The organism is Ursidibacter sp. B-7004-1 (assembly GCF_053654055.1).
In genome coordinates this window covers 21,679-39,176 of the sequence record NZ_JBSIUP010000024.1, presented here as the reverse complement: position 1 = coordinate 39,176, position 17,498 = coordinate 21,679, and the positions used below count along the sequence as shown (strand labels likewise).

Annotated in this window: 15 protein-coding genes; 6 read left to right on the top strand and 9 right to left on the bottom strand. The window is 37.4% G+C overall.

Annotated features, from left to right (window positions below):
• Nucleotides 1–132: 132 nt before the first annotated feature.
• The 7 genes from mltF to ACWIW0_RS08720 form a co-directional block, all read right to left on the bottom strand.
• Nucleotides 133–1,551, bottom strand: coding sequence for a membrane-bound lytic murein transglycosylase MltF (mltF, locus tag ACWIW0_RS08750; RefSeq protein ID WP_454453007.1), 1,419 nt, complete (start codon nt 1,549–1,551; stop codon nt 133–135).
• Nucleotides 1,552–1,690: 139 nt separating this feature from the next.
• A complete protein-coding gene (gene trpD / locus ACWIW0_RS08745) occupies nt 1,691–2,695 on the bottom strand; it encodes an anthranilate phosphoribosyltransferase (protein WP_454453004.1) in 1,005 nt (334 codons plus the stop codon).
• A gap of 55 nt (nt 2,696–2,750) precedes the next feature.
• Nucleotides 2,751–3,332 carry an aminodeoxychorismate/anthranilate synthase component II gene (locus ACWIW0_RS08740; protein WP_454453003.1) on the bottom strand — a complete coding sequence of 194 codons (582 nt, stop codon included), beginning with the start codon at nt 3,330–3,332 and terminating at the stop codon, nt 2,751–2,753.
• A 10-nt stretch (nt 3,333–3,342) separates the two neighbouring features.
• Nucleotides 3,343–4,896, bottom strand: coding sequence for an anthranilate synthase component I (trpE, locus tag ACWIW0_RS08735; RefSeq protein WP_454453002.1), 1,554 nt, complete (start codon nt 4,894–4,896; stop codon nt 3,343–3,345).
• 171 nt (nt 4,897–5,067) lie between these two features.
• Nucleotides 5,068–6,915: a translational GTPase TypA gene (gene typA, locus ACWIW0_RS08730; protein ID WP_454445717.1), complete on the bottom strand. Its 1,848-nt coding sequence runs from the start codon at nt 6,913–6,915 to the stop codon at nt 5,068–5,070.
• A gap of 257 nt (nt 6,916–7,172) precedes the next feature.
• Nucleotides 7,173–7,442 carry a 30S ribosomal protein S15 gene (gene rpsO / locus ACWIW0_RS08725; RefSeq protein WP_454445718.1) on the bottom strand — a complete coding sequence of 90 codons (270 nt, stop codon included), beginning with the start codon at nt 7,440–7,442 and terminating at the stop codon, nt 7,173–7,175.
• A gap of 124 nt (nt 7,443–7,566) precedes the next feature.
• Nucleotides 7,567–8,886 carry a cation:proton antiporter gene (locus tag ACWIW0_RS08720; protein ID WP_454453001.1) on the bottom strand — a complete coding sequence of 440 codons (1,320 nt, stop codon included), beginning with the start codon at nt 8,884–8,886 and terminating at the stop codon, nt 7,567–7,569.
• A gap of 211 nt (nt 8,887–9,097) precedes the next feature.
• Here ACWIW0_RS08720 and ACWIW0_RS08715 point away from each other — a divergent pair, with 211 nt between their 5' ends.
• Complete coding sequence (locus ACWIW0_RS08715; protein ID WP_454453000.1) at nt 9,098–10,978, top strand: SurA N-terminal domain-containing protein; 1,881 nt, start codon at nt 9,098–9,100, stop codon at nt 10,976–10,978.
• Nucleotides 10,979–11,174: 196 nt separating this feature from the next.
• Here ACWIW0_RS08715 and ACWIW0_RS08710 read toward each other — a convergent pair whose 3' ends face one another.
• Nucleotides 11,175–11,534 carry a DUF4870 family protein gene (locus ACWIW0_RS08710; protein WP_454452999.1) on the bottom strand — a complete coding sequence of 120 codons (360 nt, stop codon included), beginning with the start codon at nt 11,532–11,534 and terminating at the stop codon, nt 11,175–11,177.
• 155 nt (nt 11,535–11,689) lie between these two features.
• On the opposite strand from ACWIW0_RS08710, the gene parE reads away from it, so the two are divergent.
• On the top strand, nt 11,690–13,594 hold the full coding sequence (parE, locus tag ACWIW0_RS08705) for a DNA topoisomerase IV subunit B (RefSeq protein WP_454452998.1): 1,905 nt from the start codon (nt 11,690–11,692) through the stop codon (nt 13,592–13,594).
• 277 nt (nt 13,595–13,871) lie between these two features.
• On the opposite strand, the gene cspE is transcribed toward parE, so the two are convergent.
• On the bottom strand, nt 13,872–14,087 hold the full coding sequence (gene cspE / locus ACWIW0_RS08700; RefSeq protein ID WP_454452997.1) for a transcription antiterminator/RNA stability regulator CspE: 216 nt from the start codon (nt 14,085–14,087) through the stop codon (nt 13,872–13,874).
• A gap of 482 nt (nt 14,088–14,569) precedes the next feature.
• Here cspE and artP point away from each other — a divergent pair, with 482 nt between their 5' ends.
• Genes artP through artM form a run of 4 tightly spaced genes read left to right on the top strand, consistent with a single transcriptional unit; the run spans nt 14,570 to nt 17,399 of the window.
• Nucleotides 14,570–15,304, top strand: a complete 735-nt coding sequence (artP, locus tag ACWIW0_RS08695; RefSeq protein WP_454446695.1) for an arginine ABC transporter ATP-binding protein ArtP — start codon at nt 14,570–14,572, stop codon at nt 15,302–15,304.
• 19 nt (nt 15,305–15,323) lie between these two features.
• Nucleotides 15,324–16,049 carry a transporter substrate-binding domain-containing protein gene (locus ACWIW0_RS08690; protein WP_454452996.1) on the top strand — a complete coding sequence of 242 codons (726 nt, stop codon included), beginning with the start codon at nt 15,324–15,326 and terminating at the stop codon, nt 16,047–16,049.
• A 4-nt stretch (nt 16,050–16,053) separates the two neighbouring features.
• Complete coding sequence (gene artQ, locus ACWIW0_RS08685) at nt 16,054–16,725, top strand: arginine ABC transporter permease ArtQ (protein ID WP_454452995.1); 672 nt, start codon at nt 16,054–16,056, stop codon at nt 16,723–16,725.
• The gene (gene artM / locus ACWIW0_RS08680) at nt 16,725–17,399 is read left to right on the top strand and encodes an arginine ABC transporter permease ArtM (RefSeq protein WP_454446692.1); all 675 of its coding nucleotides are present in this window, start codon (nt 16,725–16,727) and stop codon (nt 17,397–17,399) included. Before artQ ends, artM begins: the two co-directional genes overlap by 1 nt.
• Nucleotides 17,400–17,498 lie beyond the last annotated feature (99 nt).

Sequence of the window (17,498 nt, the reverse complement as noted above, 5' to 3'; positions counted from 1 at the left end):
CTGAAACATCATAAAACCAACACGATGTCTTGCTGAAATTCGGCGTTTTAAACGGTAAATTTGTAAAATACGACGAGATTTATTGCTATGTAATCGCTTGATCTTACGTTTTAGTTTTCGTTTTCTAAACATTTATTTCTCCTTAGAATCTTGTGATTGTTCTATTGATTGTTCTACATCTTTTATCGTTATATCCTGATCTACAGTTTGGGTTCCTTGCTTTTTATTTTCGAGAGATTGTTCTTTTATACGTTGGTAATTGATTATACTGTGGTAATAACGACGAATATTCTCAACATAATTAAACGCCTCAAAACCACGAGCATAGCCATATTTTAGATCACTGTAATAACGTTTTTCAGCAAGTAATGGTAAATTCTTTTTTACATCTAACCAATTATCAGGATCACCACCGAGTTGCTTAGTTAAACGTCTGACATCAATAAGGTGTCCTAGCCCCATATTATAAGCAGCAAGTCCAAACCAAATTTTGTCTTCTTTCGCAATCGTATTCGGAAGTTGATCCATTAACAAGTGCAAATATTCCGAGCCTGCTTTGATACTTTGCTCTGGGTTAGTTCGATCTTTAATATTCATTCTATCCGCAGTATCTCGAGTCAGCATCATTATACCACGCACGCCTGTGGGAGAAGTTGCATTCGGATCCCAATGGGATTCCTGATAAGCAATAGCAGCCAGCATTTGCCATTCTAAATCACCACGATACTTTTCAAATAAATGCTGATATTTTGGGAGAATATTCTCAATAGCTTTTAAATAACTTTGTGAATCAACGTAATCAAAACGGAATAAATGATTAAAATATTTCTCTTCAATACGAGCAATTACGCCAGTTTCATTGGCTTGGTGCATAAATTCTAACAATGCCGCTTGTAACTCACTATACGCATTATTTTGTAAATACCAAACGACAGGGGATTCATCAGTTAAATCAAAACCAACAGCAAGATTAGGCTTAATATGCTGAGCGGCTGAAACATCAACTGAAGTAGCAATGGTATAAGGAATTTTCCCTTCTGCAACTTGTAATAAAAGCTCTTCTTGGGTAAATTGGTCGTTAATTATCCAGTGTAACTGAGGATTATTTTCTTTGAGTTGTTGAAGAATAGGGAGTACAGCTGAGCCAGCAGGAATAACTAATTCACCTTTAATATCTTCAATTTTATAAGGACGTTGAGTTCCTTTTTGATATACCACTTGCCAAGATGCTGAGTAGTAAGATGCTCCAATCTGAAATTCTTTTATATTATCTAAATTAAAGAGTAAGCCTGCTGCCGCAATATCAATTTCACCTTTTTTCAAGGCTTGGAATAGCATCTCACTATTAGTATAAGGCTCAATATGTAGTTTGACTTTCAAATAATTAGCAAAGGCATTGGCTAAATCAAATTCAATTCCTTCTTGTCCATTTGCACCAACAAAATAAGAGAGTGGGTGGTTAATCATACCCACTCTCAGGGTCTTACTATGCTGAATTTGTGTATAGCGATTTTGTTCTGCTTGCATCGCCTTTTGCCAAGGAAATGTCATATCCCAAGCCCATAATAACAACGCAATCCCTAAAACAAGCCGAATAGCAATATTCTTCAAATCAAATTTCTCTAGCAGTTTAATATCATTGCGTAAGTGTATAGCAAAGCCAAGTGAAGATCAAAATGTCGCTAATAGCTTATGAATAAGATGTCAAAGCCTGTAAGGTTTGATAGGCTTTATCCGTTGCAAGCAAGGCTTTTACTTTGGCAACATTTGCTTTGAGATCTCTCTCTCCAAATAATCGCATTAGCATTGCAACATTCACAGCAACTGCATCAATATGAGCTTGCTCGCCTTTTCCTTGCAGTAAAGCGGTAAGTTTCTCTGCATTTTCTGCAGGTTCTCCCCCTTTTAATGCATCAAGTGAATAACGAGGAATACCAAAATCTTCAGGGGTGAGTGTAAAGTAATGGATTTCACCATTCTCAACTTCTGCAACCAAAGTTTCGGCGTGAATAGCCACTTCATCAAGCCCTGAACCGTGTACTACAATGGTATGCTGATGACCCAAAGAGCGTACTGTTTCGGCATAAGGTGTTAATAATTCTGGAGAATAAACACCTAATAGCTGATGTTTTGGACGAGCAGGATTTACTAGTGGTCCAAGAATATTAAATAAAGTACGGGTTTTTAATGCTTGTCGCACAGGAATGGCGTATTTAAAGCCTTGATGATATTGTGGAGCAAATAAAAAACAGAGATTGGTTTTATCTAACGCATCACGAGCTTGTTGAGCTGAAATATTTACGTTGATACCTAACGCAGTAAGTACATCACTCGCACCTGATTTACTTGATACACTGCGGCTACCGTGTTTTGCAACTTTAATGCCTAATGTCGCCGCCACAATAGCACTTGCCGTTGAGATATTGATCGTATTTGCTCCATCTCCACCTGTACCAACAATATCTGCAAAAGGATAGTCAGGACGAGCGAAAGGTTGGGCATTTTCTAGAGTAGCAGTTACCGCACCAGCAATCTCTTCTACCGTTTCCCCTCGTAATTTTAAGGCAATCAATGCCCCAGCAAGCTGTTCGGCAGACAGTGTGCCTTGCATAATTTGCAGGAATAAAAAATGTGATTCCGCTTGAGATAAACTCTGACGATTAAATAATTTCTCTAATAATGGTTCAAGTTGCATAATAATTCTCTCAGTTAATTTGCAAAATAATCGGGAAATCTTACCGCTTGTAAGGTTAATTGGATAACAGCCATTCCACAGATTGTTTAAGTAGTTTTGAACCTTCTACGGTTAAAATAGATTCTGGGTGAAATTGAAAACCACAAATTTTTTCACTACGATGACGTATAGCCATAATAATCTCACCAAAGCGAGCATTAACAATCAGATCTTCGGGTAATTTATCCCCCATTAAAGAGTGATAACGAGCGACAGGCATAGGATTATTGATACCAGCAAACATTGCTTGGTTATCGTGTTCAATACGAGAAACTTTACCGTGTAATACCGTTCCAGTATGGACAACCTCACCCCCTAAGGCTTCAATAATCGCTTGATGCCCTAAACAGATCCCAATTAACGGCACTTTACCAGCTAAGCCACGAATAATGGCTAATAGATTCCCTGCTTCTCTAGGATTTCCTGGACCTGGTGAAAGTGCGACAATACAATCTTCAGTATTGCAAGCCTTCTCTAAAAAGGTATTAAGTGGGTAGTCATTACGGAAAATAGTTACCTGATGCCCAAGTTGGCGGAATTGATCTACCAAGTTATAAGTAAATGAATCAAAATTATCAACAAAAAGAATATGTGCCATTGTATGCTCCTTATAACGAATGGTTTACTTGAGCAATTGCTTTGAGTACTGCTCTTGCTTTATGGCGTGTTTCATCGGCTTCTAATTGTGGATCCGAATCCAAAACTTCACCACAACCCGCTTGTACATAGGCGATTCCATTTTGAATAAAGGCAGAACGAATCACAATACAGGTATCTAAATTACCGTCTGATGTTAAATACCCGACAGCACCGCCATAACTATGGCGTTTTTGTTGCTCAAATTGATAGATTAACTGCATTGCTTTGACTTTCGGTGCACCTGTAAGTGTTCCCATATTCATACAGGCTTGATAAGCGTGCAGGGCATCAAGATCAGGACGAAGCGTACCAATCACACGAGAAACAAGGTGCATAATATGTGAATAACGGTCAATCTGCATCAAATCAGCCACTCGGCGAGAGCCTGAAACACATACTCGAGCAACATCATTACGTGCTAAATCCACCAACATCAAATGCTCTGCTAGTTCTTTTTGATCTAAACGTAACTCTAATTCCAAACGAGAATCTAATTCAGGATCGATATTCCCTTGAGCATCAAAGCCACGAGGACGAGAGCCAGCTATCGGATAAATTTCCAGCTGACGATTAGTCTGATCATATTTCAACGCACTTTCAGGTGATGCACCAAATAAGGTAAATTCTTCCCCTTGCATAAAGAACATATAAGGGCTTGGATTATTTATCTTCAGTTGGCGATAGCTCGCAAGAGTATTTGGACAAGGCAAGCTAAAACGGCGTGATGGAACAATTTGGAACACATCACCAATATGAATATGGTGTTTTAATTGTTTGATAATAGCTTTAAAGGCATCATCTTCTAAATCAGCACACACTTCACTTTGTACAGATTGAATTGCCAACGTTAATGCTTGATCAGCATTTTTTGCTAATTTTTGCGAAAAATCGACCGCTTGTTCAGCTAATTTATCCGCCTGTGTTGGATCAAAACAGAAAGTATTAAGTGTAGCTTGCTGTTGTTGATGATCGATAAAAACTAACTGCTCCGCAAGATAGAAACTGAAGTCGGGGCAAACTAAACCATCATCTTTTAAATGAATATTTTCCATCGGGATAAATTGAGCAATTAAATCGTAGCTAAACAATCCCCCCAAATAAATTGGCGACTCAGCATCTTCAAACAGTTTAGTGACACAACGTAAACCATCAAAAATAGTGGTTGTTTTCAGCTTACTATCTTCATCTAAGCTCTCATTAACAATCGGAAACTCTGCTTGCAAGCGGTCAGATTCTGCTAAAAACCTGCAAACAGGTGCGGGGGATAATTGAGAAAGGGCTTGCTTAATCAAAGGCAAAACTGCTTTTCCATTTTCCGTTAATGCTTGAAAAGTAACAGTTTTTTCATTGCAAAAAATATGTACAGCCGATTGAGCGAAAAGCAAACTTTTCAAACTATTCTTACTCTGAATTTCCGCAGAATCAAGCAGTAATGTATGTGGACGATCACCACACAGATGAAAAAATACCGAAGTAGTATCAGCATAATAAGGTAACTGAATTTGTTGAATAGATACAGCCATATAGTCTTCCCTTAAACTTTTTGTACTATTAAACTAGTACAAGAGCATAAAGTCAAGCAAGTTTTGGGATTTTTATAAAATTTAAGGGATTATGACCCTAAAGTCACCAATCCCTTGATTCACAAATTTTTAATCGCAGGGAATAAAGACCTGCGATTAGGTAAGGTTAAATTAGTGTGTACTAGTGCTTGTCGTTGTACGGCTTGCACGTTTACGTTCTACTTCAGTTAGTAATTTCTTACGAATACGCACCGAAGTTGGCGTTACTTCAACCAACTCATCATCATCAATAAATTCAAGTGCTTGCTCAAGCGTGAATTTTACTGGCGTAGTTAAAGTGAGTGCATCATCTTTTCCTGAAGCACGCATATTCGTTAGTTTTTTACCCTCTAACGGGTTTACAGTTAAGTCATTTGAACGACTATGAATACCAATAACTTGACCTTCGTAAATTTCAACACCATGATCGATCATTAATTTACCACGATCTTGTAAAGCATAAAGCGAGTAAGCTAGAGCTTTACCTGTACCGTTTGAAATCAATACACCGTTAATACGCTGACCAATTTCACCCGCTTTGACATCATCATAGTGGCTGAAACTTGAGTAAAGTAAACCTGTACCTGAAGTCATCGTCATAAATTCATTACGGAAACCAATTAAACCACGGCTTGGAATAATATATTCTAAACGAGTACGACCTTTACCATCTGGCACCATATCACGCACTTCACCTTTACGAATACCTAACGCTTCCATTACTGAACCTTGGTGCTGTTCTTCAATATCAATCGTTACTTGCTCAAACGGCTCTTGTTTACGACCATCAATTTCTTTGAAAATAACTTTTGGACGAGATACCGCTAACTCATAGCCTTCACGACGCATATTTTCAATAAGCACAGATAAATGTAACTCACCACGACCAGATACGCTGAAAATATCAGAATCATCTGTTTCTTCTACACGCAATGCTACGTTATGTACCAATTCTTTTTTCAAACGCTCTAAAATCTGACGAGAAGTAACGAATTTACCTTCTTGTCCACAGAATGGTGATGTATTTACGCAGAAGAACATTGTTACGGTTGGTTCATCAACAGATAACGCTGGTAACGCTTCCACATTGTTAATATCACACAGTGTATCTGAAATATTTAATTCACCTAAACCCGTAATAGCAATAATATCACCAGCATAGGCTTCCGTTGCTTCATAGCGTTGTAAACCTAAATGCCCTAACACTTGACCAACACGTCCGTTGCGAGTTTTACCTTCAGCATCAATCACTGTGATTGGTTGGTTCGGTTTTACCGTACCACGTTTAATACGACCGATACCGATAACACCTAAGTATTTGCTGTAATCTAATTGTGAGATTTGCATTTGGAATGGTGCATCTAATTGCACATCTGGCGGTGAAACGTGTTCAATAATCGCTTCAAATAATGGATCCATATTTGGTGCAAGATCTTCGTGTTCTAGGCCTGCAACGCCATTTAGAGCTGATGCGTAAATAATAGGGAAATCTAACTGCTCATCGGTTGCCCCTAAGTTCACAAACAAATCAAAAACCTGATCGACAACCCAATCAGGGCGAGCACCAGGACGATCCACTTTATTGATAACCACAATCGGTTTTAAACCGTGAGCAAAGGCTTTCTGTGTAACGAAACGAGTTTGTGGCATAGGACCATCAAAGGCATCAACAACCAATAACACCGAATCAACCATTGAAAGTACACGCTCAACTTCACCACCAAAATCAGCGTGTCCTGGGGTATCTACGATATTGATACGGTAACCGTTCCAGTTAATTGCGGTATTTTTCGCTAAAATTGTAATACCACGCTCTTTTTCAAGATCGTTAGAGTCCATAACACGCTCATCAGTATCACCACGAGAAGTATCTAATGTGCCTGAAAGTTTAAGAAGTTTATCAACTAAAGTGGTTTTGCCGTGGTCAACGTGGGCAATAATTGCGATATTACGCAGTTTGTTTGTATCTAAATGTTGCATTGAAATTACTTTATTTAAAAGTGGAATTAACCACTCATCGAACTTAATTAAGCAAGTAATAAAATATTACTTACTGACGAATTCTTGGAAATGTGATCTATCTCACAATTTGCAAAGGGGAACGATTATACCTTTTTTTAATGAAATCGGCTAGGAAACAAGCGGTAAGATTGCAGTAAAATTTTGCAAATTTGATGAGCTGAACAACACGCATAAAAAAACCGAGCATTTATCTGCTCGGCTTTTCCAATCTGAAATTAGCGACGTAAACCTAAACGTGCGATAGTTTCTGAATATTTAGCAAGATCAGTACGTTTTAAGTAGTCTAATAATTTACGACGGCGTGAAACCATACGTAATAAACCACGACGACCGTGGTGATCTTTCTTATGCTCAGCAAAGTGGCTTTGTAAGTGGTTGATTTGTGCAGTTAAAAGTGCGATTTGCACTTCTGAAGAACCAGTATCTTTTGCATCACGACCAAATTCAGCAACGATTTTTGCTTTTGCTTCTACGCTTAGAGACATTTTTTACTCCTAAAAAGTAGTTAAGTTTAAATTCATCAATAGCCGATCTCTAATTCAGCTACGACACGAAGTTGCAAATTCTAAAGGGAATTTCCCCGAAAAGCAATCTTCCCTAAATAAAATTTTAATGATGAGAACTTTGATTACTTGGTTGTAAATACTCTTCTTTGTTCGGATCGACCGCTTTTGATTTGCGGATCATCGGTTCAACGGTTGAGCCTTGTACAAGAATTGAGAACATTACCACCGAATAAGTCATCACCAAAATAATATCTTTCACATCAATTCCATCACCTACAAAAGCGGTTTTAGCTGGAATAGACAACGCCATCGCCAAGGCTAAACCACCACGCAGTCCACCCCACGTCATAATTTTTAACGTATATGGATTATAAGTACGGAATTTTTTAAGTACTTGCAATGGCAACCATAAACTTGCATAACGAGCCGCTAAACAAACAGGAATTGCTGCAATCATCAAAATAATACCGTAAATACTAAAATCAATAAGTAATAACGCAAAACCAATTAGGAAGAATAACAACGCATTTAAGAAATGGTCAATCATCTCCCAGAAGTGATCTAAATAACGCTGGCTCTGTTCCGAAAAGCCCGAATGACGAGTCCAGTTACCAATCATAATTCCAGAAACCACCATCGCTAATGCCCCTGAAACGTGAAGGAAATTATTCGCAAACATAAAGCCCGCTGTTGGAATAGTTAAAGTGAGAAGGATTTCCAAACTACCATCATCAGTAGATGAAATCAGAATATGAGCAATAAATCCAAGTACAAAGCCAAATAAGATACCACCGATAGCTTCGTGTAAGAATAATCCCATAATGCTACTAAAAGTCGCTTCTTGTCCACCAAATGCAACGGCTAGCACAGTCACAAAGATAACTAAACCTACGCCATCATTGAATAGGGATTCCCCCTCAACTTGAATTGCAATACGCTTTGGTGCACGAAGATTTTTGATTATTGCGATAACTGCTATTGGATCGTTCGGAGAAATCAACGCACCAAATAACAAACAGTAAATAAAATCCATCGGTAAGCCAATAAGATTACTGATGAAATAAATAAGAGTACCGATAATAAAAGTAGATGCGACCGTTGAAAAAAGAGCAAAAATTGTAATTTCCCATTTCTGATCTTTTAACAACGGCAATTTAATCCCTAATGAACCTGCAAATAACAAGAACCCCAAGATTCCATTAAGTAAAAAACTTTTAAAATCAATCTGTTCCATCACTTCCGTTGCAATATGATCTAAATTAAACCAACCGAAAGAACCAAGTAATAAAAGTAATAATGAGCCAACCATCGCTGCAGCAGTAATTGCAATGGTAGATTGTACTTGAGCACTAATTTTACTGGTGATAAAGCCGAGCAAAATAGATAAGGCTGAGAGAAAACAAATATATGCGTAAATACCCATACGCTGTCCTTAATTCAAAGAGTTAAAGAGGGAATAAAAATATAGGTGCGAATTAAAGCAAATTTTCCTTTCAAATGCAAAAAATCCTAACAAAACCGATCTGCAAGCGGTCTTATCGCCACAATTTTTTGCAAAAATTCAAATTTGAGAATTATTTGCTTTGCAGTATAATCGACAACAATTTTATTTTAATTTAAGGAATATAATCGCAATGATTGAAAGTATGCATAATCGAACAAGTGGTCCAGTATTTAAAATTATTTTCGCACTGGTATCGCTCTCATTTGTGCTTGGCGGAATTGGAGGAACATTATTTACAGCAGATACATCAGCAGTAAAAGTAAATGGACAAGAAATTTCCCAACAGTTATTCAACAGCCAAAAAAGCCAACGAGAAAACGCACTTTATACCCAATTGGGCGGACAAGCAGGCGATCTACTTGATAATCCTGAATATGCCAAACAATTTCAGCAAGCAATTATAGACGGATTAGTAAATGAAGAACTTATCCGTCAATATGCTCAGGAGTTAAAACTAGGCATTAGCGTTGATCAGATTAAAGCAGAAATTGTGAATAGCGGAGCATTTAACACCAATGGAAAATTTGATAATACTCTCTACCAACAATCATTACAACGTAGCCGTATTACCCCCGATCAATATGCCGCAACGGTGCGTGAAGGAATGTTAATCTCACAAATAAATGAAGGCATAATCCAAAGTGACTTCAGTGTGCCTGCTGAAAAAGAGCTATTAGCTAAATTATTATTACAAAAACGTATTGTACGTTTATTCACAATGCCAATTGCAAAAGAAATGGCAAATCAAACCGCTTCTGAAGATGAGCTAAAAAGCTATTATGATGCTCATCAAAAAGAATTTATCAACCCAGAACAAGTTGCGGTGGAGTACCTCATCGCAACCCCGAAAGATTTTGAAAATAAGGTTCAAATTACCCCAGAACAAATTGAAACCTACTATCAAACAAATAAATCCCAATTTGGGAATACAGAAAAAAAAGCAGCTCATATTCAAGTTGCTGATGAAACAACAGCGAATACAATTTATGAGCAACTCAAAAATGGTAGTGAATTTGCTACTTTAGCGAAAGAACACTCAACAGACAGCATTACAGCCCCAAATGGTGGTGATTTAGGTTGGGTAAAAAATGGCACTTTCCCTACCGCTTTTGAAGCTGCTTTGAATAGTCTAAAAGCAGGTGAATTTAGTAAACCTGTAAAAATTGATGGTGCTTACCATATTGTTAAAGTACTAGAACAACGTGGTAGTGAAACCCCACTTTCTGAAGTGAAAGATCACATTGCAAGCATTATCAAAAGTGAACTTGTTGCACCTGAATATTCAAATGCAATTAACGAATTAAAAAATAAAGCCTTTGAAAATAGTGGCTCATTACAAGCTGCTGCTGATGCTGTTGGCTTAACATTAAAGAAAACTGAAAGTTTTACACATAGCCAAATTCCAGCAGAATTAAATAACGACAAAGTTATCAAAGCTATCTTTAATAGTGAACTGAAACAGAGCAAACAAAACTCTGAGGCTATTGATATTACCAATGGCGATCAAGTTGCAACACTTTTCTTAAGGGTTACTGATTATCAAGCTGAAAGCACTCAAACGTTTGAACAAGCTAAATCAGTGGTTGAACAAAGAGTTAAACAAGAAAAAGCAGAGAAAGCATTACTTACCAAAGCAGAGCAAGAAGTAAAATTACTCAATGCAGGAAACTCAGCAACAGTGGATTTCGGCAAAGCAGAAGAGCTTGTATTTATCCAAGCACAAACAACGCACCCAGTATTATCAAAAACATTATTCTCAATGGCGAAACCAAGCGATAAGCCTAACTATCAAGTTGCTAGAGATAAAAATGGTGATGTGTTAATTATTGCTTTAGATAAAGTGGTTGATGGTAATATTGAACAAGAAGGTTTTGCAATGTTATCTAATGCTATCTCACAGCAAGATCAAGCAGCACTTTATTTAACACTATTAAATGATTTGCGTGAAAAAGCCAAAATTGAAATGAACCAAGAGTTTATGGAAGAGCTAGAAGCACAATATCAAAAATAACCACTACAAATTATTAACAAACTTATTTAGTAGGGCTTAAGCCCACCATTTTGTAACTTATTGATTTTAAAGATGGTGGGCTAAAGCCCACCCTACAGATTTTACGTTCTTTTGAAGTTTGTCATCAGTCTGTATAGTGGGCTTAAGCCCACTATTTCGTAACTATTACTTTTAGATATTTTTCAATCCACTCCAGTTAAAGTAGCCATGAAGTTGGATTTACTGGCTTTTTATCTAATACTTTAATAAAACCGTATATAATTCGGACAGCATACCAAAGCCCTACTACAACCATAACGATAAAGCCAATCCCAATAAAGGAAAGTAATGCACCAATTACCGCACCTAAAAGACTCAACCAAAATGTTCTAATTAAGAATCTAAAGTGGTCAAAATAAACAGTGCCTTCTAGGTCTTTACGTTTAACATAAACGATAATTAGCCCAACTATTGTGGGTAAACCACCAATGAGTAGCCCACTTAAAAACAGAGCATAAGTAATAATGACAAGGGTTCTATGTGGGTCTTTAATGTCAGTAAGTTGCTGATCACTCATTTTTTTCTCCTATTGTTTAATGAATAAAAAATACACTATCATTATATACTCAACCATAGAGACAACCAAAGCCAAATATGATTTTCATTGAGCAACAGAAATAAATTCGGTAAAATCCGCCACTATTTTTATTCCACTCACATATGAGAACCAAAATGTCTGAAAAACGCTATGATGCGGACGAAATTACGGTGCTTAAAGATCTTGAACCCGTACAACTTCGCCCTGGAATGTACACCGATACTACTCGCCCAAACCATTTAGGGCAAGAAGTCATCGACAACAGTGTTGATGAAGCATTATCTGGCTATGCAAATCAAATTGATGTTATTTTACATAGCGACAACTCATTAGAAGTAGTTGATAATGGGCGTGGAATGCCTGTTGATATTCACTCCACCGAAAAAATTTCAGGTGTAGAGCTCATTTTAACTAAGCTTCACGCAGGCGGAAAATTCTCAAACAAAAATTATACCTTTTCAGGTGGTTTACACGGTGTGGGTATTTCAGTGGTCAATGCCCTGTCAGAACGTGTGGAGATCACCATTAAACGTGGCGGTCAAGTTTATACCATTGCTTTTGCAAATGGTGCAAAGGTTGAAGAATTAACTGTTGTTGGAACTTGCCCAAAACGTCAAACAGGAACAACCGTCCGCTTTTATCCTAACCCGAAATATTTTGATTCTGCTAAATTTTCCGTTAGCCGTTTACGCCATTTACTGCGTGCTAAAGCGGTACTTTGCCCTAAATTAACTATCAACTTTACCGATCACATCAATAATACTCAAGAAACTTGGTATTACGAAGACGGTTTATCTGATTACCTAGCAGACGCATTAAAAGAGCAGGAGTATTTACCAAATCCTGCTTTTATTGGCGATGTGGTGAATGAAACAGAAGCATTAAACTGGGCGGTGACTTGGTTGCCACAAGGGGAATTGCTCGCCGAAAGTTATGTTAATTTAATTCCAACAGCACAAGGCGGCACTCACGTTAATGGCTTACGTCAAGGTTTATTTAAAGCCATTGCCGAATTTTGCGAAATCCATTCACTTTTACCGCGTGGAATAAAATTAGCCGCAGATGATGTCTGGAACAGATGTACTTATGTACTATCACTCAAAATGCAAGAACCACAATTTGCAGGGCAAACGAAAGAACGTCTTTCATCTCGCCAAGCATCTAGCTACGTTGAAAATACAATAAAAGATACTTTTACCCTTTGGTTACACCAAAACACCAATATAGGTAAACAGCTTGCTGAAATGGCAATTAGCTCGGCACAGCATCGTTTGCAAGCTGAGAAAAAAGTAGTGCGTAAAAAATTAGTAAGTGGTCCTGCACTACCTGGTAAGCTCAAAGATTGTATTTCGCAAGATTTATCGCAAACAGAGCTATTTTTAGTAGAAGGTGATTCTGCAGGTGGTTCAGCAACGCAAGCTCGCAACAAAGAAAACCAAGCTATTTTGCCTTTGCGTGGCAAAATTTTAAATACTTGGGAAGTTTCTTCCGATCAAGTATTAGCCTCTACCGAAGTTCACGATATTGCCGTAGCAATGGGAATTGACCCCGACAACGATGATTTAAGCCAACTTCGCTATGGCAAAATCTGTATTCTTGCTGATGCGGATTCAGACGGTTTACATATTGCTACGCTACTTTGTGCATTATTCCTACGCCATTTCCCAAATTTAGTAAGACAAGGGCACGTTTATGTCGCAATGCCACCACTTTATCGTATTGATATTGGTAAAGATGAAGTACATTACGCCTTAGACGAAAGTGAAAAAGAAGCTATTTTAGCTCGTTTAGCCAAGAAGAAAGGCACACCAAATGTGCAACGCTTTAAAGGCTTAGGCGAAATGAACCCAAGCCAACTTCGTGAAACCACAATGGATCCTAATACTCGCCGCTTGGTACAATTAACATTAGATACATTGAGCGAAGAAGAGGATTCTGCAACCTTTGAGATGATGGATATGCTGCTCGCCAAAAAACGAGCAGAAGATCGTAAGCAGTGGCTACAAGAACGTGGTAATGAAGCTGAGTTGAATGTGTAGATGTAAAGGATGCTAGTGTAACCTCCACATACAATAAAATGATTATTTTTCAATACTTTGATTATTTATTTACCTATGAAAAATATGATGGCTTAAATATTGAGAAGACAACAAATAGATTGGAAAGGTTATTCAAAGAACTGAAGATAAATTACGTTCTCACAGCAGCTTAACAAGAAGACATAAGATATTGTTTATACAGGATTTTTTAAATAGAAAGAGTTGGTAATAATGGTAAGGAAATCATAAAACCAACCCTTTTTGTCTACTATAGCAATTATTTACGGATTACAACCACGTCAATAGCCGAGGGGCCACGATCTGAATCTTGAACGGTATATTCTACTTTATCGCCTTCATTTAAAGTTCTAAAGTTAGTTCCTACAATACCAGAAAAGTGTACGAATAAATCTTTGCCATTATTAGCTGGCGTAATAAAACCAAAACCTTTATCTGAGTTAAACCATTTAACTATGCCTTGTAATTTAGACATTTTATTTTCCTTTTTACATAAAATTTAAATTTGTGCTTGAAACAAGCTGTGACGCTAAGAAATTGAATTTAGATAGAGATAGATATTAAAAGACTTTCAAGAATAAATTTAAAATTTGTATTACAGGAAGTGCAAATAAATAACGAACTTATATAACCAGCTTTTTAGCTTAGTCACATTAGAACACGTTAGGATATCTAAAGCAAATATTTTCTTACCACATTCTCTAGCAAAAATACCCTAAAGAAATTAAGCATCACATACCAGGGTATAGTCTTTACTGCAATACTGAGATACAGACCATTGTAATATTGATCATTGGCTGAAGGTTATTTCTTATTGGGAACTGAAGTAGATGAACATAACTATTTATTTGCTTCATTCTAAAAAAATTCAATTTTTTTTGAAAAATAACTTGCATAGTTATTCATAAAATAATAATATCTATTCACTTTTTAAGTTTTGAATAGGATCTTCCTTAAATGGCAATTCGTATTAGTAATGTCAATTTCTATTATGGCTCTAACCAAGCCTTGTTTGATATCAATTTGAATATCGAAAAAGGCGATACGGTGGTGCTACTTGGTCCAAGTGGAGCGGGCAAAAGTACGTTAATTCGAACCTTAAACCTGATGGAAGTACCGCAGTCAGGTATTTTAGAAATTGCAAATCATAAGTTTGATCTCACCGCTAAAGCTGATGCTAAACAGGTTTCACTATTGCGTAAAGAAGTGGGAATGGTATTTCAACAATATCACTTATGGCCACATTTAACGGTAATGCAAAACTTGATTGAAGCACCAATGAAAGTACTTGGATTAGGCAAAGGGCAAGCTATTGAACGTGCGAAAGGATTACTGGCTCGCTTACAATTAGCCGAATTTTCTGAGCGTTTTCCTTTGCACTTATCGGGCGGTCAGCAACAACGAGTTGCGATTGCAAGAGCGTTAATGATGCAACCGCAGGTATTATTATTTGATGAGCCAACGGCTGCTTTAGATCCTGAAATCACAGCTCAAGTTGTTGATATTATTCAGGAATTACAGAGTACAGGAATCACGCAAGTGATTGTTACCCACGAAGTTTCTGTTGCTCGTAAAGTTGCAACTAAAGTCGTTTATATGGAAAAAGGCAACATTATTGAACAAGGTGATGCAAGCTGTTTTGAAACACCGAAAACAGAACAATTTACCCACTATCTTTCACATTCACACTAATAATTATGAGGTAAACACAATGAAAAAATTACTTTTAGCAACACTATTAGCAGGCTCTACATTCGCTAACGCACAAGATATTACTTTTGCAATGGAGCCAAGTTATCCTCCGTTTGAATTAACTAATGAAAAAGGTGAAATTGTCGGGTTTGATGTCGATATTGCTAATGCAATTTGTAAAGAGTTAAATGCAACCTGTCATTTCAAAGCTCAAGCCTTTGATGCGTTAATTCCTAGCTTAATTAAAGGTCGTGGTGGCTTCGATGCAGCAATTTCAGCTATTGATATTACTGAAGCTCGAGCAAAACAAGTTGCATTTTCTGCCCCTTACTATGAAAGTTCAGCAAGTTTTATCAGTGTAAAAGACAAAATTAGCGATCTTGCTCAAGCGAAAAAAGTTGGTGTGCAAAATGGTACAACCTATCAGCAATATATCAATGCAGAAGCAAAACAGTATGCAGCAAGCTCTTATGCAAGTTTACAAGATGCAGTTTTAGATTTAAAAAATGGACGTATTGATATTATCTTTGGTGATACAGATGTATTAAGAGAGATGTTTGATAAAAATCCTGAGCTTAGCTTTGTCGGTGAGCGTGTAACAGACAAACGTTATTTCAATAACGGTTTAGGTATTGCTGTGAAAAAATCAAATACAGCGTTAGTGGAAGACTTGAATAAAGGGATCGCAGCGATTAAAGCGAGTGGCGAATATCAAAAAATTTATGATAAATGGATGACAAAATAATCATATGTTTGTGGATTATCTCCCCTTAATTTCTCAAGCAGCTCTAATGACCTTAGGGCTTGCTCTTTGTTCGCTTGCAGTAGGAATGTTGTTAGCCGTTTTATTTGTTTCTCTTGAAACTCATAGATGGGCATTGATTAACAAGCCTACCGCTGTGTTTGTCGCCTTATTGCGTGGTTTGCCTGAAATCTTAGTGGTATTTTTAATTTACTTCGGTACGCCAGAAATTTTGGAATTACTCACAGGGGATTACGTTGAACTAGGGCCTTTTGGTTGCGGTGTGGTTGCGCTGGCGTTGATTTTTGCATCTTATGCTTCACAAACTTTGCGTGGTGCAATTCAAGCTGTACCCGCTGGGCAATGGGAATCAGGGGCGGCTTTAGGACTCAGTCGAATTTATACCTTTATTCATATTGTGATGCCACAGGTATGGCGACACGCATTGCCTGGGCTAAGTAACCAATGGCTTGTGTTATTAAAGGATACCGCATTGGTCTCTTTAATTGGTGTTCACGATTTAATGCGTCAAACCGAGTTAATCAATACAACAACTCATCAACCTTTTACTTGGTATGGTTTCGCTGCTTTGATTTACTTAGCAATTACGCTATTAAGCCAAGTAATTATTCGCAAATTAGAACTTCGTTTTACCCGCTTTGAGAGAGGAATTGCATAATGTTGCAGGATTATTTTAATGTAATTGCTCAAGGCATTCCGACCAGTTTATTACTTACTTTTGTGGCATTAACCGTTGCATTCTTCTTAGCGTTATTGCTCACATTCCTACTTTCAATGGAAAATGCTTTAATCAAAGGGGCGATCAATCTCTTTTTAACGCTCTTTACTGGTACGCCATTGTTAGTTCAGTTCTTCTTAATTTATGCAGGACCAGGGCAGTTCCAATGGATTGTGGATAGCCCGCTGTGGGCATTGCTATCAAATGCGTGGTTTTGTGCAATGTTAGCTTTAGCATTGAATAGTACCGCCTACACCACCTTGCTATTTCACGGTGCGGTAAAAGCGATTCCAAAAGGGCAATGGGAAACTTGTGCTGCTTTAGGTTTAAATCGTTTGCAAACACTAAAAATTTTAGTCCCTTATGCGTTAAAACGTGCATTACCTTCGTACAGCAATGAAATTATTTTAGTGTTTAAAGGCACATCATTAGCCTCCACTATCACTATTATGGATATTATGGGCTATGCTCGCCAACTATACGGTACAGAGTATGATGCTCTTTCAATCTATGGAATGGCAGGCGTAATCTATCTAATGATTACAGGCATAATGACTCTTATCCTACGCCAAGTAGAACGTAAAGTATTACGTTTTGAGCGTTTAGAAGGTTAGTCTGTTAATTGAACATTTTATGCAGGAATAGTGAAACAGAAGTGCGAGCTGTTTTTACTATTTCTACATAATGTTAATTTTTGCAAAAAATCCTCATAA